Annotated in this window: 17 protein-coding genes, 1 tRNA gene and 1 pseudogene; 12 read left to right on the plus strand and 7 right to left on the minus strand. The window is 62.4% G+C overall.

Going from position 1 to position 20,657, the window contains the following annotated elements; genetic code table 11:
* Positions 1–431: pseudogene (locus EN955_RS16490) on the minus strand (thiolase domain-containing protein); the annotation flags it as partial.
* A 203-nt stretch (positions 432–634) separates the two neighbouring features.
* Between EN955_RS16490 and betI the strand changes: the two are divergent.
* The 5 genes from betI to betB are packed head-to-tail and all read left to right on the plus strand — an operon-like array spanning position 635 to position 6,918.
* The gene (gene betI, locus EN955_RS16495; RefSeq protein WP_013532678.1) at positions 635–1,225 is read left to right on the plus strand and encodes a transcriptional regulator BetI; all 591 of its coding nucleotides are present in this window, start codon (positions 635–637) and stop codon (positions 1,223–1,225) included.
* Positions 1,222–2,751, plus strand: coding sequence for a choline-sulfatase (gene betC / locus EN955_RS16500; protein WP_024505553.1), 1,530 nt, complete (start codon positions 1,222–1,224; stop codon positions 2,749–2,751). The genes betI and betC overlap by 4 nt, the downstream gene beginning before the upstream one ends.
* Positions 2,751–3,752, plus strand: a complete 1,002-nt coding sequence (locus EN955_RS16505) for a threonine/serine dehydratase (protein WP_024505554.1) — start codon at positions 2,751–2,753, stop codon at positions 3,750–3,752. Before betC ends, EN955_RS16505 begins: the two co-directional genes overlap by 1 nt.
* Positions 3,745–5,397, plus strand: coding sequence for a choline dehydrogenase (gene betA / locus EN955_RS16510; protein ID WP_024505555.1), 1,653 nt, complete (start codon positions 3,745–3,747; stop codon positions 5,395–5,397). The genes EN955_RS16505 and betA overlap by 8 nt, the downstream gene beginning before the upstream one ends.
* A 57-nt stretch (positions 5,398–5,454) precedes the next feature.
* Positions 5,455–6,918 carry a betaine-aldehyde dehydrogenase gene (betB, locus tag EN955_RS16515; RefSeq protein ID WP_024505556.1) on the plus strand — a complete coding sequence of 488 codons (1,464 nt, stop codon included), beginning with the start codon at positions 5,455–5,457 and terminating at the stop codon, positions 6,916–6,918.
* A gap of 9 nt (positions 6,919–6,927) precedes the next feature.
* Here betB and EN955_RS16520 read toward each other — a convergent pair whose 3' ends face one another.
* A complete protein-coding gene (locus EN955_RS16520) occupies positions 6,928–9,168 on the minus strand; it encodes a mannose-1-phosphate guanylyltransferase/mannose-6-phosphate isomerase (protein ID WP_024505557.1) in 2,241 nt (746 codons plus the stop codon).
* Positions 9,169–9,179: 11 nt separating this feature from the next.
* Positions 9,180–10,700, minus strand: a complete 1,521-nt coding sequence (locus EN955_RS16525; RefSeq protein ID WP_127223435.1) for a phosphomannomutase/phosphoglucomutase — start codon at positions 10,698–10,700, stop codon at positions 9,180–9,182.
* Between the two features lie 201 nt (positions 10,701–10,901).
* On the opposite strand from EN955_RS16525, the gene EN955_RS16530 reads away from it, so the two are divergent.
* The 5 genes from EN955_RS16530 to EN955_RS16550 all read left to right on the plus strand — a co-directional run bounded on the left by EN955_RS16530 (position 10,902) and on the right by EN955_RS16550 (position 13,245).
* Positions 10,902–10,978: transfer RNA gene (locus EN955_RS16530), tRNA-Pro, on the plus strand.
* Positions 10,979–11,517: 539 nt separating this feature from the next.
* Positions 11,518–11,808, plus strand: coding sequence for a hypothetical protein (locus EN955_RS16535; RefSeq protein ID WP_024503706.1), 291 nt, complete (start codon positions 11,518–11,520; stop codon positions 11,806–11,808).
* A gap of 207 nt (positions 11,809–12,015) precedes the next feature.
* Positions 12,016–12,231 carry a hypothetical protein gene (locus EN955_RS16540; protein ID WP_024503705.1) on the plus strand — a complete coding sequence of 72 codons (216 nt, stop codon included), beginning with the start codon at positions 12,016–12,018 and terminating at the stop codon, positions 12,229–12,231.
* A 6-nt stretch (positions 12,232–12,237) separates the two neighbouring features.
* Positions 12,238–12,678: a hypothetical protein gene (locus tag EN955_RS35420; protein ID WP_024503704.1), complete on the plus strand. Its 441-nt coding sequence runs from the start codon at positions 12,238–12,240 to the stop codon at positions 12,676–12,678.
* 222 nt (positions 12,679–12,900) lie between these two features.
* A complete protein-coding gene (locus EN955_RS16550) occupies positions 12,901–13,245 on the plus strand; it encodes a hypothetical protein (protein ID WP_024503703.1) in 345 nt (114 codons plus the stop codon).
* 33 nt (positions 13,246–13,278) lie between these two features.
* Here the strand turns inward: EN955_RS16550 and EN955_RS16555 are convergent, their stop codons facing one another.
* The 4 genes from EN955_RS16555 to EN955_RS16570 all read right to left on the minus strand — a co-directional run bounded on the left by EN955_RS16555 (position 13,279) and on the right by EN955_RS16570 (position 18,743).
* Positions 13,279–14,898, minus strand: coding sequence for an ABC transporter ATP-binding protein (locus tag EN955_RS16555; RefSeq protein WP_024503702.1), 1,620 nt, complete (start codon positions 14,896–14,898; stop codon positions 13,279–13,281).
* A gap of 47 nt (positions 14,899–14,945) precedes the next feature.
* Positions 14,946–16,070, minus strand: coding sequence for an ABC transporter permease subunit (locus tag EN955_RS16560; RefSeq protein ID WP_013532690.1), 1,125 nt, complete (start codon positions 16,068–16,070; stop codon positions 14,946–14,948).
* Entirely contained in the window at positions 16,063–16,986 is a 924-nt protein-coding gene (locus EN955_RS16565) for an ABC transporter permease subunit (RefSeq protein WP_013532691.1), read from the minus strand. Before EN955_RS16565 ends, EN955_RS16560 begins: the two co-directional genes overlap by 8 nt.
* Positions 16,987–17,150: 164 nt before the next feature.
* Entirely contained in the window at positions 17,151–18,743 is a 1,593-nt protein-coding gene (locus EN955_RS16570; RefSeq protein ID WP_013532692.1) for a peptide ABC transporter substrate-binding protein, read from the minus strand.
* 412 nt (positions 18,744–19,155) lie between these two features.
* Here EN955_RS16570 and EN955_RS16575 point away from each other — a divergent pair, with 412 nt between their 5' ends.
* The gene (locus EN955_RS16575) at positions 19,156–19,569 is read left to right on the plus strand and encodes a TadE/TadG family type IV pilus assembly protein (protein ID WP_174564973.1); all 414 of its coding nucleotides are present in this window, start codon (positions 19,156–19,158) and stop codon (positions 19,567–19,569) included.
* The coding region (locus tag EN955_RS35425; RefSeq protein WP_281034483.1) for a TadG family pilus assembly protein at positions 19,570–20,657 on the plus strand (1,088 nt) is incomplete at its 3' end. It abuts the gene before it with no gap.

The following is a 20,657-nucleotide window of genomic DNA, read 5'->3' on the forward strand; positions in this document are numbered from 1 at the left end:
CGGGAGAACCCCGCCGGTGTCTCGCCGTCCTCGGGCAGATAGGACGCCTTGAGCAGGTTTTTGCCGATCTCCGGCCCCGGCGTCGTCGTCATCTGCTCCGCGCCGACCACCAGCACGATGCGAGCGGCATTCGCGTCGATGGCGCGGATGCCTTGGCGGACCGCCGCCGATCCGGTGGCGCAAGCGTTCTCGACACGCGTCGCCGGCTTGAAGCGCAGCCGGTCGTCGGCCTGAAGCACCAGACTGGCGGTGAAATCCTGCGCCGAAAAACCGGCGTTGAAGTGGCCGAGCACGATCTCGTCGACCTCGTCGGGACCGATGCCGGCATGGTCGAGCGCGTCCGTTGCCACCTTGACGATGAGGTTTTCGAGCGTTTCGCCCTCAAGCTTGCCGAAGCGCGAATGCGCCCATCCGACGATGCATGCGGTCATGGCGGTCTCCATCCTTGGCGCCGGCCTGGCATGTCGGCTCACGGCGCATTTCGCATCTATTGTTCAAAGATAAACAATCGTGCCGGTTTCGTGAAGGGCTGGAGGCGTACAATCGCTTGGTACAGCCGAGATCGGGGCCGATTTTTTTGTTGATTGACGCGTCAATAAAAAATAATCCTGTTTTCTCAAAGGATCATGGCGAGATGCCGAAAATCGGAATGGAACCGCTGCGCCGCAAGGCGCTGATCGACGCGACGATCTCGGCGATCGGCGAGCGCGGTTCGCTCGACGTGACCATGTCCGAGATCGCCGGACGCGCCGGCGTGTCGTCCGCCCTTGCCCATCATTATTTTGGTGCCAAGGACGAGCTGCTCTTGGCGACGATGCGGCACATACTGGCGGAGCTTACAGCCGATACGTTGCGCGCCCTTGGCTCGGCCAATAGCGCGCGCGAAAGGGTCTCGGCGGTGGTCGCTGTCAATTTCTCCGACATCCAGTTCCAGCCGGAAACCATCGCCGCCTGGCTCGCCTTCTATGTCGAGGCGCAGAAATCATCGGCCTTGCGCCGGCTGCTCAAGGTCTACGCGCGGCGGCTGCACTCGAACCTGATGAGCGGGCTGACCGGGATCTTGCCCAGAGCCGAAGCCGACCGCGCCGCCGAAGCGACCGCGGCGATGATCGACGGGCTCTACATCAGGCGGGCGCTGAAAGACGGCGTGCCCGATGCCGCGACCGCGATCGCGCTGGTCGAGGACTATCTCGAAACCAAACTTGGCGAGCGGCGCAAACAGTGACAATGAAGCCAACCAATTTCCTGATCGTCATGGTCGACCAGCTCAACGGAACCCTGTTTCCGGACGGACCGGCGGAGTTTCTGCATACACCGCATCTGAAAGCGTTGGCCGCGCGTTCGGCGCGCTTTGCCAACAACTACACGGCCTCGCCGCTCTGCGCGCCGGGCCGTGCCTCGTTCATGAGCGGGCAATTGCCGTCGCGCACCGGCGTCTATGATAATGCCGCCGAATTCGCCTCATCGATCCCGACCTTTGCCCATCATTTGCGCGCCGCCGGCTACTACACCTGCCTGTCGGGCAAGATGCATTTCGTTGGGCCGGACCAGTTGCATGGTTTCGAGGAGCGGCTGACGACCGACATTTATCCAGCCGATTTCGGCTGGACGCCGGATTACCGCAAGCCCGGCGAGCGTATCGACTGGTGGTATCACAATCTGGGCTCGGTGACCGGCGCAGGCGTCGCCGAGATCACCAACCAGATGGAGTATGACGACGAGGTCGTGTTCCTGGCTACGCAGAAGCTCTATCAGCTTTCGCGCGAACAGGACGATGCGAACCATCGGCCTTGGTGCCTCACTGTCTCGCTGTCGCATCCGCACGATCCCTATGTCGCGCGCAAGCAATATTGGGATCTCTATGAGCATTGCCAGGCGCTGGACCCGGAAACCGGGTTCATCGCGTATGACCAGCAGGATACGCATTCCCGGCGGCTGTACCACGCCAGCGACTATCCCTCTTTCGAGATCACACCGGAGCAGGTGCGTCGTTCGCGGCAGGGCTATTTCGCCAACATCTCCTATGTCGACGACAAGCTGGGCGAGATCCTGGACGTTCTCGAGCGTACACGCATGGCGGACGACACAATCATCCTGTTCTGCTCGGATCACGGCGACATGCTCGGCGAGCGCGGCCTGTGGTTCAAGATGAGCTTCTTCGAGGGTTCGGCGCGGGTGCCGCTGATGATCGCCGGCAAGGACATTCCTGCCGGGCTGATCGAGACGCCGGTCTCCAATCTCGATGTGGCGCCGACGCTTTGCGACCTCGCCGGCATCGACATCGCCGCGATCGCGCCGTGGACCGACGGCCAGTCGCTGCTGCCGCTCACCGAGGGCATCGAGCGCACCGCACCGGTGTTGATGGAGTATGCGGCCGAAGGGTCCAACGCGCCGTTGGTGGCGATCCGCGACGGCAGATACAAATTCGTCCACTGCGAGCTCGATCCGCCGCAACTGTTCGATCTCGAAGCCGATCCGCTCGAGCGAAACAATCTGGCCGACGACCCCGCCAATGCCGGCTTGGTGGCGGCATTCATGGACAAGGTCCAGGCGCGCTGGGACATGGCCGGCTTCGACGCCGCTGTCCGCGAAAGCCAGGCGCGCCGCTGGGTCGTCTATCCGGCGCTGCGCAACGGCGCCTATTACCCCTGGGATTTCCAGCCCCTGCAAAAGACGTCCGAGCGTTACATGCGCAATCACATGAACCTCGACAATCTCGAAGAGAGCAAACGGTATCCGCGAGGCGAATGATGTCAGACCTTCTCGTCCCCTCCCTTGACCATCTCAAGCAGGCCTATGCCGTCACCTCCAGGGCGACGCAGATCACGCCGCTGCTGGAATCGACGGCACTAGCCCGCGAGACCGGCGCCGCCCGCGTCTTCATCAAGCCGGAATCGCTGCAATGGGCCGGCTCATTCAAGGTGCGCGGCGCCTATTGGCGCCTGAAGCAGCTTTCAGTTGACGAAGCGAAGAAGGGCGTCGTCGCCTACTCCTCCGGCAATTTCGCGCAAGGGCTGGCGGCTGCCGGCCAGGCGCTTGGCGTTCCCGTCACCATCGTCATGCCGATCGACGCACCGGCCGCCAAGCGTGATGCCACGGCGGGCTATGGCGCCCGCGTCGTGCTGACCGACCATGGCGAGCGCGCGCGGGAGGAAGTCGCCGCCGCCAAGGCGCGCGAGATCGCCGAGACAGAGGGCCTGGCGCTGCTGCATCCATTCGACGATCCGGAGATCGTCGCCGGCCAGGCGGGCGCCGGCCTCGAAGCGCTTGACCAACTCGAAGCCAAAGGTGCCAGCGCCGACCTCTTGTTCTGCTCGGTCGGTGGCGGCGGGTTGATCGGCGGCGTTTCGCTTGCCTTCCACTATCTGTCGCCAGCGACAGAGATCATCGGCGTCGAGCCGGAAGGTTTCAATGGCATGGGCTCGTCGCTGGCGCATGGCGCTATCGAGACGATGCCGATCGGGCCGAAATCGATCTGCGACGGGTTGATGTCACGACGGCCGGGCGATGCTCCGTTTGCCGCGGTCAAGACGGCGGGTGTTCACGGCATCACCGTCGACGACCAATCGGTGCGGCGCGCGATGCGGATCGCCTTCGAGCGCATGAAGCTGGTGCTCGAACCGTCGGGGGCGGCGTCGATCGCGGCATTGCTCGGCGGCAAGGTGGATGTGAAGGACAAGACCGTCCTTGTTGTGGCTACCGGCGGCAATGTCTCGCTCGCCGATTTCATGGCGCATATGAACCATGCTTGAAGCGGATTTCGTCATCATCGGCTCCGGCTCGGCCGGCTCGGCCATGGCCTATCGCCTGTCGGAAGACGGCAAGCATTCGGTCATCGTCATCGAATTCGGCGGCAGCGATATCGGGCCGCTGATCCAGATGCCGTCGGCGCTGTCGATCCCGCTCAACATGAGCCTGTACGACTGGGGCTTTGCCAGCGAGCCGGAGCCGCATCTCGGCGGCCGTGTGCTGGCGACACCGCGCGGCAAGGTTATCGGCGGCTCGTCCTCGATCAACGGCATGGTCTATGTGCGCGGCCACGCCCGCGACTTCGACCATTGGGCCGAAGAGGGTGCGGCCGGCTGGGGCTTCGCCGACGTGCTCCCCTATTTCAAGCGCATGGAGGATTCGGATGGCGGCGAGGATGGCTGGCGCGGGCACGGCGGGCCGCTGCATGTGCAGCGCGGCTCGCGTAAAAATCCGCTCTATGGCGCCTTCGTCGAGGCTGGCCGCCAGGCCGGGTTCGAACTGACGGAGGACTATAACGGTTCCAAGCAGGAAGGTTTTGGGCCGATGGAGCAGACCATCAGCGGCGGCCGCCGATGGTCGGCGGCATCAGCCTATCTGAAGCCGGCGCTGAAGCGCAAAAACGTCAGTCTGGTCAAGGGCTTTGCGCGGCGGGTGATCATCGAGAATCAGCGCGCCATCGGCGTCGAGATCGAAGCTCACAAACAGATTCAGGTCGTTAAGGCGCGACGTGAGGTAATCGTCGCCGCATCGTCGATCAATTCGCCCAAGATCCTGATGCTGTCCGGCATCGGTCCGGCCGAGCATCTGCGCGAAAACGGCATTCCGGTGGTGGCCGACAGGCCCGGCGTCGGCCGCAACCTGCAGGACCATATGGAGCTCTACATCCAGCAGGAATCATTGCTGCCGATCACGCTCAATTCGGTGCTGAATCCGTTCTCGAAAGCGCTCATCGGGGCGCAGTGGCTGTTCCTCAAGACCGGGCTTGGCGCCACCAACCATTTCGAAGCGGCGGCCTTCGTGCGCTCACGTGCCGGCGTCGACTACCCCGACATCCAGTACCATTTCATCCCCGCGGCAGTCCGCTATGACGGCAAGGCGGCGGCCAAGTCGCACGGCTTCCAGGCGCATGTCGGACCGATGCGCTCGAAGTCGCGGGGGTCGGTGACGCTGCGCTCGCCGGACCCGAAATCGAAACCGATGATCCACTTCAACTACATGTCGCATCCAGACGACTGGGCGGAGTTCCGCCACTGCATCCGGCTGACGCGCGAGATCTTCGGCCAGTCGGCGTTCGATCCCTATCGGGGCAAGGAGATATCGCCGGGCAGCCACGTGCAATCGGACGACGATCTCGACATCTTCATCAGGGATCACGCCGAGAGCGCCTACCATCCTTGCGGCACCTGCAAGATGGGCCGCGCCGACGACATGATGAGCGTCGTCGATCCGGAGTGCCGGGTCATCGGCGTCGAAGGATTGCGGGTCGCCGATTCCTCGATTTTCCCGCGCGTCACCAACGGCAATCTCAATGCGCCGTCGATCATGACCGGCGAGAAGGCATCCGATCACATCCTTGGCCGCACGCCGCTGGCGCCGTCCAACCAGGAACCATGGATCAATCCGCGCTGGCAGGCGTCGGACAGATAGAGCATGATCGTGTGACTGCACGATCCGCATGCCGCGAAAGACAATCTGGAGACTTCCATGCGCGCTCAGCCCACGGCATCGCACTATGTCAACGGACGCTACATCGAGGACGAAGGCGGCGCCCCGCTGCCGGTCATCTATCCGGCAACCGGCGAGACCATCGCCATGCTACGTTCGGCAACGCCGAACGTGCTGGAACTCGCCGTCGAGGCCGCGCGGGCGGCGCAGCCCGCCTGGGCGCGGCTGAAGCCGGTCGAGCGCGGGCGCATCCTGCGCCGCGCCGCCGACATATTGCGCGCCCGCAACGCCGACCTCGCTCGCATCGAGACGCTGGACACCGGCAAGGCGATCCAGGAAACGTTGGTGGCGGATGCGCCCTCGGCTGCGGACTGCCTTGAATATTTCGGCGGTGCCGTTGCCGCCTACAACGGCGAGTCGGTCGATCTCGGCGGACCCTTCGCCTACACAAGGCGCGAAGCGCTCGGCGTCTGTGTCGGCATCGGCGCATGGAACTACCCGATCCAGATCGCCGGCTGGAAATCGGCACCGGCGCTCGCCATGGGCAATGCCATGGTGTTCAAGCCGTCGGAAAACACGCCGCTGTCGGCGCTGGCACTGGCCGAGATCTACAGCGAAGCGGGGCTACCCGACGGCTTGTTCAACGTTGTGCAGGGCTATGGCGATGTCGGCGCCGGGCTTGTCGGCCACGATGTCGTCGCCAAGGTCTCGGTGACCGGTTCGGTGCCGACCGGCCGCAAGGTGCTGTCGCTTGCCGGCTCGAAGATGAAGCACGCGACGATGGAACTCGGGGGCAAGTCGCCGCTGATCGTGTTCGACGATGCCGACATCGAGAACGCCATTGGCGGCGCCATGCTCGGCAATTTCTATTCGACCGGACAGATCTGCTCCAACGGCACGCGCGTCTTCGTGCAGAGCGGCATCCACGACCGCTTTGTCGACCGTCTGATAGAGCGGACCAAGAAAATCCGCATCGGCGACCCGCTCGATCCCGAAACCCAGATGGGACCGCTGGTCTCCAAGGCGCAGCACGACAAGGTGGTCGGCTATATCGAGATCGGCAAGCAGGATGGAGCGACGCTTGCTTGCGGCGGCAATGTGCCTTCGCTGCAGGGCTTTCAGGGCGGCTTCTTCGTCGAGCCGACGGTGTTCACCGGCGTGACCGATGGCATGCGCATCGCCCGTGAAGAAATTTTCGGACCAGTGATGAGCGTGTTGAAATTCGACGGCGAGGACGAGGTGATCGACCGCGCCAACGACACCGAATTCGGCCTCGCTGCCGGCGTCTTCACGCGCGACCTGCCGCGCGCCCACCGCGTCATCGCCGAACTGCAGGCCGGCACCTGCTGGATCAACGCGTATAATCTGACGCCGGTGGAAATCCCGTTCGGCGGCTTCAAACAGTCAGGCATCGGACGCGAGAATTCACTGGCCGCACTGGCGCTCTATTCGCAGCTGAAGTCGGTGTATGTCGAGACGGGTGACGTGGCGAGCCCGTACTGATCCAGCCCTCTACGCCTTCAGGTCGGCCGTGCTGTCCAGATATTGCGTCAGCGCACAGACCAGATGATAGAAGATGCTGGCTGGCACATCGGTCGCCAGCGAGCGGCCGCGTTCGTCGATGCGGTCGATCCACAGGCCGAGCGGCGCCGGGTCGATGTGCCAGCGGAACAGCCGGCCGACGCGCGCTTCGATCTCGGGCTTGAGATCGGGCCCGCCCGAACCATCCAGCGCGATCGCCGCCTTCACCGCTTCGGCCTGCGGCCAGCTGCGCGATATCAGGTCGAGCGGCAGGCCCTGTCGCGAGACGGCGCCATAGGCAAGGCCGGTGGCGCGGTTGAGGCCATTGGCGATGGCCGAGGCGTAGAGTTTCCTGGCAAAGCCGCTCAACTCGGCCTGGCCGCTGCGCCCAGCGAAATCGACCAGCAAAGAGGCCCATTCGAAATGGTGGCCAGGCTCGGTCCACGAGCCTTTCTCGCGGGCGGATGGTTTCCATTCGGCATCGAAATACTCGCCAAGCGTCCAGCTTTCCGGATCGAAGAAATGACTGCGGAAGAGGTCGATGATACGCGCTGCGCGGCGCAGATGGGCGCGCTCGCCGGTCGCCTGGTGCCAGGCCAGGAAGGCCTCGAGCAGGTGCATATGCGGGTTGGAGCGGCGCTCGCCTTTGCCATCCGATGTCTCAAGGAAGCCGGTCATGCGGCTGTCTTCGAGATGCGCATCGAGAAAGGCGAAGGTTTCCTCGCCGAGGCGCAAAGCGTCGGGATTGCCAGACATATGCGCATGCGCCAGTGCCAGGAGCACGCAGGAATGATCGTAGGCATCCTCGGTGGCGTCGGCGACCGAACCGTCAACATTCAGCGTGCGAACCCAGCCGCCCTTGTCGGTGCGGCCCTTGCCGGCCATGAAGGCGATGCCGTGGCTGATCAGCCGGTCGGCCGGACCGTCCCAGCCGCGCGCCCGGGCAACGGCGAAGGCATAGACCTGCCTTGCCATGGTGCGCATGCGCTTGGGCTTCATCAACGGCGAAGCGTCCAGGCCAAGCGCTTCGTGAAAGCCGCCATGGCGTTCGTCGACGCCCGATGTCGACCACAGCGGCAAGGTCTCCTGAAACAGCCAGTGATGCACGCGCCGCCGCCAGGCGCCGCTTTCGATGACGCGGTCATGCGCCGGCGTGAACCTGGTTTCCAGGCGACCCGATTTTTCGAGCTGCTCGACGATCTTCTTGACGTGCTGGCTGTGGCTGACCGGAGCGACGAAGGTGGCATCCGATGTCGAAACGATGGCGATGTCCTTCATGCCGATCGCCGACAGCAGGCGGCCGTCACTGCGAATGTAGGAATTCTCGCAATCGATGGAGACGACATCGCCGATGATGACATTGCCCCGGTCGTCGGCGGGGCCGACATCGAGCAGCGACTGCCATGAGCCGAGATCGTTCCAGCGGAAGCCGGCCGGCACCATCGCGATGTCTTTTGCCCGCTCCATGATGGCGTAGTCGATCGAGTTCGACGGAATGGCGGCGTAGAGTTCTAGCGGCATGTAAAGGCCGGATAAATCCGATGTCGCTGCCTTGTAGGCTGCTTCGGTGGCCTGCCAGATATCCGGCTGGAACGCTATGAAGGCATCACGCATGGCGCTGGCGCGAAAAAGGAAGATACCGGTGTTCCAGTAGAAATTTCCGGCCTTGAGATAGCTTTGCGCAGTCGCAAGATCCGGCTTTTCGACGAAGCGCGACACGTCGAAGATGCCGCCGCTTTCGGCCGCAACCTCGATATAGCCGTAGCCGGTCTCGGGCTGTGTCGGCCTGATGCCGAACACCACCAGCCGGCCGCTACGCGCTGCCTCGGTGCCGGCTTCGACGCTCTGCCAGAACTGGCGCGGGGTCGATATCTCATGGTCCGACGGCACCACCAGCACCAGGCTGTCGCCGAACTCGGACAGTGTGCGCAGTGTCGCCAGTGCGACGGCGGCGGCTGTGTTGCGCCCGGTCGGCTCGAACAGCGGCCCGCCGCCGGCGAGGTCGAGGCCGGCAAGATCGGCGTGAACGCGGTCGGCATGGCGCTCCGCGGCAATCAGGAAGATCGGCGTTTCGCCTTCCGGCCGGGCCGTCAGCCGGCGCAAGGTCTTGGCCAGCATCGAGCCGTCGCCGGACAGATCGTGGAACTGCTTGGGATTGTCCTCGCGCGACAGCGGCCACAACCGCGAGCCGACGCCGCCGCTCATGACAAAACTGACAATCCGCTCGGTCATTCAACCACCATTCAAAAGGTCTGGTTGTAGGCGCCCACCTCGGGGCTGCGGCGCAGCACGGTGTCGACAGCCTCGAACATCTCCCCTCGACGCTGCGACGACACCGGGCTTTCGACGACCACGACCAGTTCCGGCTTGTTCGACGAGGCGCGCACCAGTCCCCAGGTGCCGTCTTCGGCGACAACGCGCGCACCGTTGACGGTGATGAGGTCGGCGATCTTCTGGCCCGCAAAAACCGTTCCATCCCGCTTCATGGCCTGAAAGTCGGCAACCACCCGCTCGACAACGCCATACTTCACATCGTCCGCGCAGTGCGACGACATGGTCGGCGTGCCGAAGGTCAGCGGCAGCGCGCGGTAGAGATCGGCCATCGAACTGCCGGGGCTGCGGTCCAGCATCTGGCAGATGGCGATGGCGGTGACCAGCCCATCGTCATAACCCCGCCCGACTGGCGGGTTGAAGAAGAAATGGCCCGACTTTTCGAAACCGGCGACGGCGCCAAGCTCGGCGACGCGGCGCTTGATGTAGGAGTGGCCGGTCTTCCAGTAGTCAGTGACGGCGCTGTTGGCGCGCAGCACGCTGTCTGTGTTGAACAGGCCGGTCGACTTGACGTCTACGACGAAGGTCGAGCCCGGATGCTGGCTGGAGATATCGCGCGCCAGCATCACACCGACCTTGTCGGCAAAAATCTCATTGCCCTCATTGTCGACGACGCCGCAGCGGTCGCCGTCACCGTCGAAGCCAAGGCCGACATCGGCTCCAGTCTCAAGCACCTTGTCCCTGATGGCATGCAGCATCTGCATATCCTCGGGATTGGGATTGTAGCGCGGAAAGGTGTGGTCGAGTTCGACATCGAGCGGGATGACCTCGCAGCCGATGCGCTGCAGCGCCTGCGGCGCGAAGGCGCCGGCGGTGCCGTTGCCGCAGGCGGCGACCACTTTCAGCTTTCGGGTGATGCGCTTGTCCTTGGTCAGATCGTCGAGATAAGTAGCGCGAAAATCGCGAACGAAATCGTAGGAGCCGCCGCCGACGAGATCGAAATCGCCGGCCAGTACAATCTGCTTCAGCGCGCTCATCTCTTCCGGCCCGAAAGTCAGCGGCCGCGCCGCACCCATCTTGACGCCGGTCCAGCCATTCTCGTTGTGCGAGGCGGTGACCATAGCGACCGAAGGCACGTCCAGTGCGAACTGGGCGAAATAGGCCATCGGCGACAACGCCAGTCCGATGTCCCTCACCCGAGCGCCCGCAGCCATCAAACCAGACACCAGCGCCAGCTTGATGCCAAGCGAATAGGAGCGGAAATCGTGCCCGGTGACGATATCGGGACCGGCACCGACACGGCGGATCAGCGTGCCAAGCCCCATTCCGAGCGCCTGGACGCCAATCAGATTGAGCTCCGGCAGTTGCGCGGAGCCGGGATGGCCAAACCACCAGCGCGCATCATATTCTCGAAAGCCGGATGGCTTGATCAGCGCTTCGGTTTCGAACTCGAAACTGTTGGGCCGGGCGTCGCCAACGATGCTGAAGGACAAGACTGGAAAACTCCGAGTGGCGGAAATTACGAGTTGTCGAGGACTGCGGCTTAGCACAGAAGGCTTTAAGCCACGTTTATCCCAGGAGGGAATCCGAGCCTTTCGGGCTATGCTCGACGAAAGCCGATGAAATGCGACAGAAGTGCTGCCATGCCGCTTGCAGGAACGAAGTGTGGCGGCTATAAGCCCGCGGTCTGGTCACGGAGTGTAGCGCAGCCTGGTAGCGCACCTCGTTCGGGACGAGGGGGTCGCAGGTTCAAATCCTGCCACTCCGACCAGAAAAAACAAAGAGTTAGCGCATCCCGACTTCGGCGCTCCACCTGCCCCTCAAGCGAGATTACTCGCGCCTCCCCGCCGGCCGACAGCGATGCCTGTTGCACTGGACAGCAACCAGACGGTCTCAACCGGCCGCCTGATGCCTTCGTGCGTGCGCTCGCGGACAGATTCCGGAAAACATCTCAACTGGTACGCGCGTCCGGCTAGCGGAGGCCAAAAAAGCTCAAGATCGCTATCACGATGACCACAGCTCCAACGAGCCAAATGATATTGTTCATGATCTCTCTCCTGTTGCCTGGGGGAAGCCCGCGCCTCTTGCGGAGAACGCGGGCCGACCAGTCTTTGCCGACTGATCCGCAGCAGACACCAAATCGTGATCCCGGCTGCGAGAAATAAAACCATCAGGCACGTCTAATGTTCCGTCGTTGACGAGATCCGGCGGTGACAGTGAACGTTCGGGCCGATACCGGACCACCGGAACCAAAGCGATCAGGGGCAGTTAATCCAATGAAGGGCTAATTAAGAAAACGGAGAAATTGCAATGAAAACAATGATCATGTGCGCGTTGGCGCTTTCCATTGGACTGCCCGTCGTGGCTTCGGCAGCCGAAGCCGATGTGGTTGTTAGAACCCATCATCGACATCACGGCAGCGTCAAGATCATCAACGAAGACGGTCAGCGCTTGCACCACCGCCGCCATGGTACTGTGGCGTTCTACGACCATGGGCGCCGGCATCATCACCGCGATACCGTTGTCGTGACAGGTTCCGTCTCCACCCATCGCCACCACCATCGGCACCATCCCGTGGTGATCGAGAACGACGGGTACTGACCACAGATCTCCGGCCCGATTCTTGAAGGAATCGGGCCACGAGAAGCCCTTTGATCATGCTTTTGGCAGCACCGTCGGCAAGACAATTGCCCCTAGCCAGACTTAGGTCTGACCCCTGCCCGACCGAAGTCCAGGTTGGAAACGCATGCGCTTGCCCCAAATTCGGGGTGGCGGGCAAAAATGATCGATGAAACCAAGAGCAGCAGCATGTCGAACCGTGAGACCAAACGATCCGATGCCCTGAGCACGCGAGTAACAGAGATCAAGGCCAGGATGCAGCAAGCCCAGATTACCGAAGACGAGATGAAGACCTTCCAGAAGGTCGCGGCCATCATGGAGGGCGGCGAGGGCCGAATCGAGGTTGACGACCTGATTGCCGCGTCATTCCTCACCGACACGCTGCTGAACAGCCCGAAGCGTTAAGCGACCATGCCGACGATTAGCAGACTTTTTGATTCCCACGCCGATGCGACGCGGGTCGCTAGCAACCTGGTGGCGGCCGGAATTCCTCGCGTACAGATCGCGATCATCGGGCCTTACAATGACGAGACAGGATCTGTTTGGGTTTCCGCTTTGGGATCGGTACTGGGCGCTGCCGCCGGCGGGTTGGCATGTCTGAGCGCCGTTGCGGCAGTTGGTATCAATCCTGTTGCTGCGAGCGTATTGCCAACAGCGGTGGCTGGCGCGGTCTGTGGCGGCGTTGCCGGCGGTCTGTTTGGAACATTCGCCCTGCGCGCCATGAAGGCGGATGATCAGGACGTGGCCGAGGGCGTCGTCCTGGTGACGGCGCATGTCGATGAAAATGACGCCGAGATCGCTCAGACAGTGCTCGGCGGTCCCCCGTCGACGTTGGTGGCCGAAGCAGCTTAGGAAAGCCGCCTCGACGTCGCCGGAACCGGCACTCTCCGTTCGCCAGCGATTGAACTCCACACTCGGCAAATAGCAATTCAGACTGGGGATGTCCCTGCCGTCGGCCGCATGGCCGAACCCTGTGGCAGGTTCCTTCGCGGCCGCATATTTTGACGAAAAGGCCCGTCGGCTCTAGGGTCGATGGACCTGATGGAATGAGTGAAACGGCGGGCCGAGTGCGACATGAATTTGAATTCAACCACAGCCCCGCCCTTGATTCTTGTGATGACGCTGGTTCTCGTCGCTGGCTGTTCATCGCTCGGCAGAACCGTCGATCCAGCGAAATACGATTCAATGACGTGCACCGACCTCAACAGCGCGATGGGAGACGTCGCCCGTGACATCTCGCAAACGGCAATCACGCGCGGCAAGGTCACCAACACCAATGTTCCACGCTGGCTGCTCGGCGGCTCACGCGTGAAGACCGCGGTAGCCAACCGTGAAACAGCCAGGATCGACCGGCTTAAGCAGCAACAGGATGCCATTGCCGCCGTGCGAGCGCGCAAGTGCCAGAGGTCCGCGAGTTGAGCGGACAGCCAACGCCTCGGTGCAGAGCCCGGTTCAGGCGCTCAGGCGAAATCGCGTCACGTCGATCGCGGCGGCCATCAGCGTCTGTGTGTAGGCGTGCTGCGGATTGCTGAAGATCGCCTCGGTCGGCCCTTCCTCGACGATCTTGCCCTGTTTCATGACGATGATGTAGTCGGCCATGGCGCGCACGACCGACAGATCGTGGCTGATGAAGAGATAGGACAATTCGTGGTCCGCCTGCAGCTTGCGCAGCAGTTCGACGATCTGTTTCTGCACAGAGCGATCGAGCGCCGAAGTCGGCTCATCCAATACCACCAGCTTGGGCTTCAGGATCATGGCGCGGGCAATGGCGATGCGCTGCCGCTGACCGCCGGAGAATTCGTGCGGGTAGCGGTTGCGGGCGTTGGGGTCGAGGCCGACCTCGCGCAATGCCTCGACCGCGCGTTGATCACGCTGCTTGCCCGAAAGGTCAGGCTCATGCACCAGAAGTCCTTCGGTGATGACCTGGCCGACAGTCATGCGCGGCGACAACGAGCCGAACGGGTCCTGGAAGACGAGCTGCATCTGGCGCCGCAGCGGCCGCATCGCCTGCCTGTCGGCTTGGGAAATGTCGCGATCGCCGAAACGGATGAGCCCGTCACTCGGCAACAGCCGCAGCAAGGCGCGGCCAAGCGTCGACTTGCCCGAGCCGGATTCACCAACGATGCCGATGGTCTGGTTGCGCTGCAGCCGGATCGAGATGTGATCGACTGCACGCAGCATCAGCGGTTCGCCAGCAAGAAACCCGCCGCCGATCCTGAACGTCACTTCGACATTCCTGCCTTCGAGCAGCACTGGGGCGTTGGCGGGCGGCGACGCCTTGCTGCCGGTCGGCTCGGCCGCCAGCAGCATTTTCGTGTAGGCATGCTGTGGGTTGACGAAGATGGCCTCCGCCTCCCCCTCCTCGACAACCTCGCCCTGGCGCATGACATAGAGCCGATCGGCAAAGCGGCGGACGATGCCAAGATCGTGGGTAATGAAGACGATCGCCATGCCGAGCTTGCGCTGCAATTCGGCCAGAAGCATCAGGATCTGCGCCTGTATGGTCACGTCGAGCGCTGTCGTCGGCTCGTCGGCGATCAATATGTCAGGGTCGTTGGCGAGCGCCATCGCGATCATCACACGCTGGCGCTGGCCACCCGACATTTCGTGCGGATAGGATTTCATCCGCCGCTCGGGATCGGGAATATGCACCAGCCGCAGCAGTTTGAGCGCTTCTTCACGCGCCTCCGCGACATTCAGGCCCCGATGCCGGCGGATCGGTTCGATCAACTGGTTGCCGATCGAATAGAGCGGATCGAGCGAAGTCATCGGCTCCTGGAAGATCATGCTGATCTTGCGGCCACGGACCTTGTTGAGCTCGGATTTGCTGAGCGTTAGAAGATTGCGGCCACGATAGTCGACGCTGCCTGTCGCTTCGCCATTCGACGCCAGCAGGCTCATCGCCGCCATCATCGTCTGGCTTTTGCCGGAGCCGGATTCGCCGACCACGGCAACGGTCTCGCCCGATTTGACATGGATGTTTATGCCCTTGACCGCCTCGACGGCGCCGTCGAGCGTGCGGAAGCGGACACGCAAATCCTTGACGCTGAGGATCGTTTCGGAAGCAGCCATCTCAGCGGTCCCCCTCTTTATCGATCGGCATCTTAGCGATCCCCATCTTAGCGATCCCTCGGGTCGAGTGCGTCGCGCAGGCCGTCGCCGACGAAGTTCAGCGCAAACAGCGTCGAGACGAGGAAGAAGGCGGGGAACAGGAGCAGCCAGTTGGCGGTGCCGATGTTCTTGGCGCCGACCGAGATCAGAACGCCCCAGCTGGTCATCGGCTCCTGCACGCCGAGGCCGAGAAACGATAGGAAGCTTTCCAGGATGATCACCTGCGGCACCAGCAGCGTCATGTAGATGACCACCGGGCCGAGCAGGTTGGGGATGACGTGGCGCAGCAGGATGCCGCGCTGGCCGACGCCCATGGCTTCCGCCGCCTGGACATATTCCTGGCGGCGGATCGACAGTGCCTGGCCACGCACGATGCGCGCCATGTCGAGCCACAGCACGGCGCCGACGGCCAGGAACATCAGCACGAAGTTGCGGCCGAAGAACACCACCAGCATGATGACGAAGAAGATGAAGGGCAAGGAATAGAGCACGTCGACGATGCGCATCATCACCTCGTCGACCTTGCCTCCGGCAAAACCGGCAGCGGCCCCGTAGACCACGCCGATGACCACCGCCACGACGCCCGCGAGCAGGCCGATGGCCAGCGATATACGCCCGGCCATCAGCGTGCGCGACAACAGGTCCCGTCCGGTGTTGTCGGTGCCGAACAGGAAATATTGCTGCTTGATCGAGGCGCTCATCGTCACTTCGAGACCGTCCGGCGACTTGCTCTCGATCTTGGTGTCGTCAAAGGCATCGGATCGGTCCAGATAGCGGATGTTGCGATCGTCGATCGGCCTGGTCGACTTGACGGTGACGAAGACCTGGTTGCCTTCCTGCCGCCATTCCTTGATGTCGACCCGCATGCGCTTGATCGCTTCGGTGAGCGCCGTCTCGATCATGTCGGCCTTCGGATAGGCTGACAGGCTTGGCGGCATGCGCACATAGTCGGCATAAATGGTGGTGTATTGATGCGGCACGAACCACGGCCCGAACACGCTGACGACCCCGATCAGGGCAAGGTAATACAGGCTGAACATGGCGGCGCGATTGGCCTTGAGCCGCGCCCAGGCATCCCCCCAGAGCGAACGGCCGATGACGGTGGGGGCGACTGTGGCCGCGATGTCAGTCATAGCGCACTCTCGGATCGACGACCGCGTACATGACGTCGACGATCAGGTTGAAGACAATGGTAAAGATGGCGATCACCACCACCGTTCCCATCACCAGCGTGTAGTCACGATTGAGCGCGGCATCGACGAAATAGCGGCCGACGCCTGGGATGGAGAAGATCGTCTCGACGATGACCGAGCCGGTCAGCAGTGCCGCCGCCGCCGGACCGGTGAAGGAGACGATCGGCAGGATGGCGCCGCGCAACGCGTGCTTGACCACCACCGACCAGTCGGACAGGCCCAGCGCGCGCGCCGTGCGGATGTGGTGGGACCGCAAGGATTCGATCATCGAGCCACGCATCAGCCGGGCGACGATGGCGATCTGCGGCAGGGCGAGCGTCAGCACCGGACCGACCTTGTTGATGAAAGCGCCATCGCCCCACCCACCGATCGGCAGCAGCCTCCAGGTCAGCCCGAACAGGAGTTGGATCACCGGCGCGATGACGAAGGTTGGGATGGTGCTGCCGGCCGTCGCCAGCGCGATCACCGTATAGTCGCCAAGCTTGTTCTGATTGAGCGCCGCAATGGTGCCGAGCACGGAACCGAGCAGCAGCGCCAGGACGAGCGCCGAGGCGCCGAGCTGAACCGAAATCGGCAGCCCCTTGGCGAACAGTTCGGTGACGGTGAAATCCGGCATGTTGTAGCTCGGGCCGAAATTGCCGCGCAACAGATTGCCGAGATAGTGGACGAATTGCAGCCAGAGCGGGTCGTTGAGGCCGAACTGGGCTTCGAGATTGGCCCTGATCTCGGGACTGAGCCCCCGCTCCTGGTTGAATGGACCGCCCGGCGCGACGCGCATCAGGAAAAACGCCATTGTCACGATGACGAACAGCGTTGGAATGGCGGTCAGAAGCCGCCGTAATACGTATCGCAGCATCGGTGCCCCGCTTGATCCAGAGCCGCGCGCGTCCAGTTGGACGGCCGCGCTCCAGCTTTCAAATCTTCGCACCGACATTTGCCGAAATCGAATTCCGGTACCCGGGCCGATGCGATGGCAAACCATCGCCACCGCGCCTGGAGGGCGCGGTGGCTTGGCCAGGGTTAGTCCTTGCTGACGAAGCGCGACGGATGCACGTCCATCACGTTGTCGACGAAGCCATGCAGCTTCGAGGAGACGATATCGTGGTAGCTGTAATAGAGGAGCGGTATCTGGCCGACGTCGTCGACCAGGATGCGTTCGGCGTCGGCCAGTTCCTTCATGCGCTGTTCGGGGTTGCCGCCGGCGGCGGCCGCCTTGTCCATGGCCGCTTCATAGGCCGGGCTGTTGTAGTCCGAATAATTGTTGCCGCTGGCTTTGCGCGAGATGCCGAGGAAGGTTTCCGGATCCTTGTAGTCGGCGATCCAGGCGGCACGTGCCAGATCATAGTTGCCCTTCTGCTCGAGGAAGGAGTAGTGGGTCTTGGTGTCGGTGTTGAGCAGCGTGACGTCGACGCCAAGCGGCTTCAGCTGTTCCTGGATCGCCACCGCAGTGTTCTTGTGGTTTTCCGACGTGTTATAGCGGATTTCCATCTTCAGCGGCTTTTCGGGCGTATAGCCGAGTTTCTCGAGGATCTTCTTGGCCGCATCCTCGCGGTCGATCTGCGGCATGTCCGCATATTTGGCCATTGCCGGCGTGTAGCCTTCGATGCCGGGAGGCACCATTGAATAGCCGGGCAGCATCGAGTTCTGCCAGACTTTTTCGGCGAGGAAGTCGCGGTCGATCGCCATCGAGATGGCATTGCGCAGCTCTACATTATCCCACGGCGCCTTGTCGGTCTTGATCGCATAATAATAGGTGCCGAGATACGGTCCAACGTGGATCTGGTCGCCAAACTTGGTCTTGAGATCGGCGAGCTGTTCAGTCGGAAGGTCGTCGTAGCTGTCCAGTTCGCCTGCCTCGAAGCGCTTCATCGCCGAAGAGCGGTCCTCGGTCGGGATGTAGTTGACGACGTCGAACTTGACGGTCGCCGCATCCCAGAATTTCGGGTTCTTGACCAGCTTCATATGATCGTTGGGAACCCATTCGGCCAGCGTATAGGCGCCGTTCGAAACGAGATTGCCGGGCTTGATCCAATCGGCGCCGAGCTTTTCGATGGAGGCCTTGCTCACCGGATAGGTCGCCTGGTGGGTCAGCATCTCCAGGAAGTAGGGCGTCGGCGCCTTCAGCGTGACCTCCAGCGTATTTGCGTCAATCGCCTTGACGCCCATGTCCTCAGGCTTGCCCTTCTTGGTGTTGACGTCCTCCGCACCCTTTACCGGATACAGCATCGAGGCGTATTCGGCGCCGGTCGCCGGATCCTCCAGCCGGTGGAAGGCATAGACGAAATCGTCCGCCGTAACCGGGCTGCCATCCGACCACATGCCGTCCTTGCGCAGCTTGAACGTATAGACGGTTCCGTCGTCCGAAACCGTCCAGCTCTCGGCGGCACCAGGAATGAGATTGGCCTTCTGGTCCTGCATGACCAAGCCCTGGAACAGGTCGCGCAGGACATTGGCTTCGTAAACCGTCGAGGTCTTGTGCGGATCGACCGACTCCGATTCAGCGGCGGTGCCCCTGTTATAGACGGTCTCGGCAAAGGCCTGCGTGTAGAACGTCCCGGCGGCCAGCGTCATCGTCGTGGCGAACACAGTCGCCTTCAGCATGTTTTTCAGCATGAAGTTCTCCCTGTCGGCGCTGCCGTTGGCGCGCCTATTAAGTGTTGACGCCCTGGAGCCGATATCTGACCCCTTTGAGCGCGCCGCTGGTTCCCGTCCTGCGGCTCGTGTCCAGACACTAACGCGGAGAATTTTTATTTCAACAGACTCTCTGGGTCACCCAAAGTAAGGCGGACGAAAGCTATGGTGTGGCCGCTGAAACACCAGCCGAAACCAAAAGCTTGACTTGGTTTCTTCACCTCGACGCTATTTTTCACCGCGAATCGGGAGCCATGCCAGTTTGCCGGAATGTCTTAATGCGTTCTTAAGCAACCTGAGGTTACATTACGAGTACCTTCTATACGGTTCGAGCTTCAGACGCGCGGCGGCTATGAGTAACGGAGCAAGTAAATTGCCCAAAATCCGTCAACTAATGCGGAAATTTCAAGAAGAGCGCGGTACCTCTGCGGTTGAGTTTGCCTTACTTTCACCGATTTTCATTCTTCTTCTACTCGGAATGGTTGCATACGGTATATACTTCGGCGCCGCCAACTCGATCCAGCAGATCGCAGCGGATGCCGCCCGCACGGCAATTGCCGGGTTGAACCAAACCGAACGTCAAACGCTCGTAGCCAGCTTCGTCACCAACAATGCCGGCGGATATCCCTTCGTGGATGTCAGCAAGTTGACCTACCAGGCCAACGACAGCTCGGCCGATGGAAGCCAGTTCGTGGTGTCCATACAATACGACGCCCGCAACCTGCCGATCTGGAACCTTTTCCCGGGCATAGCCATGCCTGGGACCACGATCAGGCGCCAGTCAACGATCAGGGTCGGGGGCATTTGAATGCTGCTGCATGCGTGCAATGGGATCGGTCGGCTTGCCCGGTTGATGCTGAGTGACAGGAAAGCGAACTTCACCGTCATGGCGGCATTGAGCGCGCCGGTGGCGCTGGCGCTGGCCGCAGTGGCCATCGACGAAGCCTCGATCTACACCGAGCGCCGCGAAGCGCAGGCAATGGTGGATCTGGCGGCGATCACCGCCGCCTCGAACATGACCAATGTCAATGCAGCGGTCGTTACCACGCTGACCGACAACGGCATGCCAGGGGTTGTCGTTCAAAGCTCGGGACAGACGATCGAGCCGGCGGTCGGCAAAACCGTCGTGACGGTCACGCCCGGGCGATATGTGGCATCCGGGGCCAATGTGGGCCAGCGTTTCCAGGCCAGCATAACCCCCTACAATGCCGTCCGCGTCACCCTGAAGAAGATCCCCGCCCGCTATTTCGCGAGTTCGCTGATCCCCACTCCCGTCATCGGCACCCAAGCCACCGCCAGCATGACGCCACAGGCGACGTTCTCGGTCGGATCGAGGCTCGCCAGCCTCGATGGCGGTATCCTCAACGCGCTTCTCGGCGGACTGCTCGGCAGCAACATCTCGCTCAGTGTCATGGACTACAACGCGCTGATCTCCGCGGATGTGAGCGTGCTCTCCTTCGTGGACGGCCTTGCCACACAGCTAAACCTAACTGGCGTCTCGTATTCGGATGTGCTGGCATCGAAGGCGACCGTCGGCCAGATCGCCACGGCCATGGCCAATGTGCCCGGGCTTGGCAACACGGCCAAGGCCGCCCTGCAGACGATCGCGTCCAAGTCGACCAGCACGGTCCAGATCCCGCTCAGTCATCTGGTCGATCTCGGCTCCGTCGGCAAGTTGGGCCTCGGCCAAAGGCCCGCCGGCCTCGGCGTCGACGCCAGCGCCTTGGGAATGCTGACGGCCGCCGCCGGACTGGCAAACGGTTCAAAACAGGTCGACGTCGCCCTCGGAGCCACCATTCCCGGGGTGCTGTCGACCACGCTCGCCATCGCCATCGGCGAACCACCGCAATCCTCGCCATGGCTGGCGGTTGGAGAAGCCGGCACCGTGGTTCGCAC

This window comes from Mesorhizobium sp. M7A.F.Ca.CA.001.04.2.1, assembly GCF_003998485.1.
Taxonomy (GTDB): Bacteria; Pseudomonadota; Alphaproteobacteria; order Rhizobiales; family Rhizobiaceae; genus Mesorhizobium; species Mesorhizobium ciceri.

Coding starts and splice junctions, on each gene's coding strand:
- betI (WP_013532678.1), top strand. CDS start 635: ATGCCGAAAATCGGAATGGAACCGCTGCGCCGCAAGGCGCTGATCGAC.
- EN955_RS16505 (WP_024505554.1), top strand. CDS start 2,751: ATGTCAGACCTTCTCGTCCCCTCCCTTGACCATCTCAAGCAGGCCTAT.
- betA (WP_024505555.1), top strand. CDS start 3,745: ATGCTTGAAGCGGATTTCGTCATCATCGGCTCCGGCTCGGCCGGCTCG.
- betB (WP_024505556.1), top strand. CDS start 5,455: ATGCGCGCTCAGCCCACGGCATCGCACTATGTCAACGGACGCTACATC.
- EN955_RS16520 (WP_024505557.1), bottom strand. CDS start 9,168: ATGACCGAGCGGATTGTCAGTTTTGTCATGAGCGGCGGCGTCGGCTCG.
- EN955_RS16535 (WP_024503706.1), top strand. CDS start 11,518: ATGAAAACAATGATCATGTGCGCGTTGGCGCTTTCCATTGGACTGCCC.
- EN955_RS16540 (WP_024503705.1), top strand. CDS start 12,016: ATGTCGAACCGTGAGACCAAACGATCCGATGCCCTGAGCACGCGAGTA.
- EN955_RS35420 (WP_024503704.1), top strand. CDS start 12,238: ATGCCGACGATTAGCAGACTTTTTGATTCCCACGCCGATGCGACGCGG.
- EN955_RS16550 (WP_024503703.1), top strand. CDS start 12,901: ATGAATTTGAATTCAACCACAGCCCCGCCCTTGATTCTTGTGATGACG.
- EN955_RS16555 (WP_024503702.1), bottom strand. CDS start 14,898: ATGGCTGCTTCCGAAACGATCCTCAGCGTCAAGGATTTGCGTGTCCGC.
- EN955_RS16560 (WP_013532690.1), bottom strand. CDS start 16,070: ATGACTGACATCGCGGCCACAGTCGCCCCCACCGTCATCGGCCGTTCG.
- EN955_RS16565 (WP_013532691.1), bottom strand. CDS start 16,986: ATGCTGCGATACGTATTACGGCGGCTTCTGACCGCCATTCCAACGCTG.
- EN955_RS16570 (WP_013532692.1), bottom strand. CDS start 18,743: ATGCTGAAAAACATGCTGAAGGCGACTGTGTTCGCCACGACGATGACG.
- EN955_RS16575 (WP_174564973.1), top strand. CDS start 19,156: ATGCGGAAATTTCAAGAAGAGCGCGGTACCTCTGCGGTTGAGTTTGCC.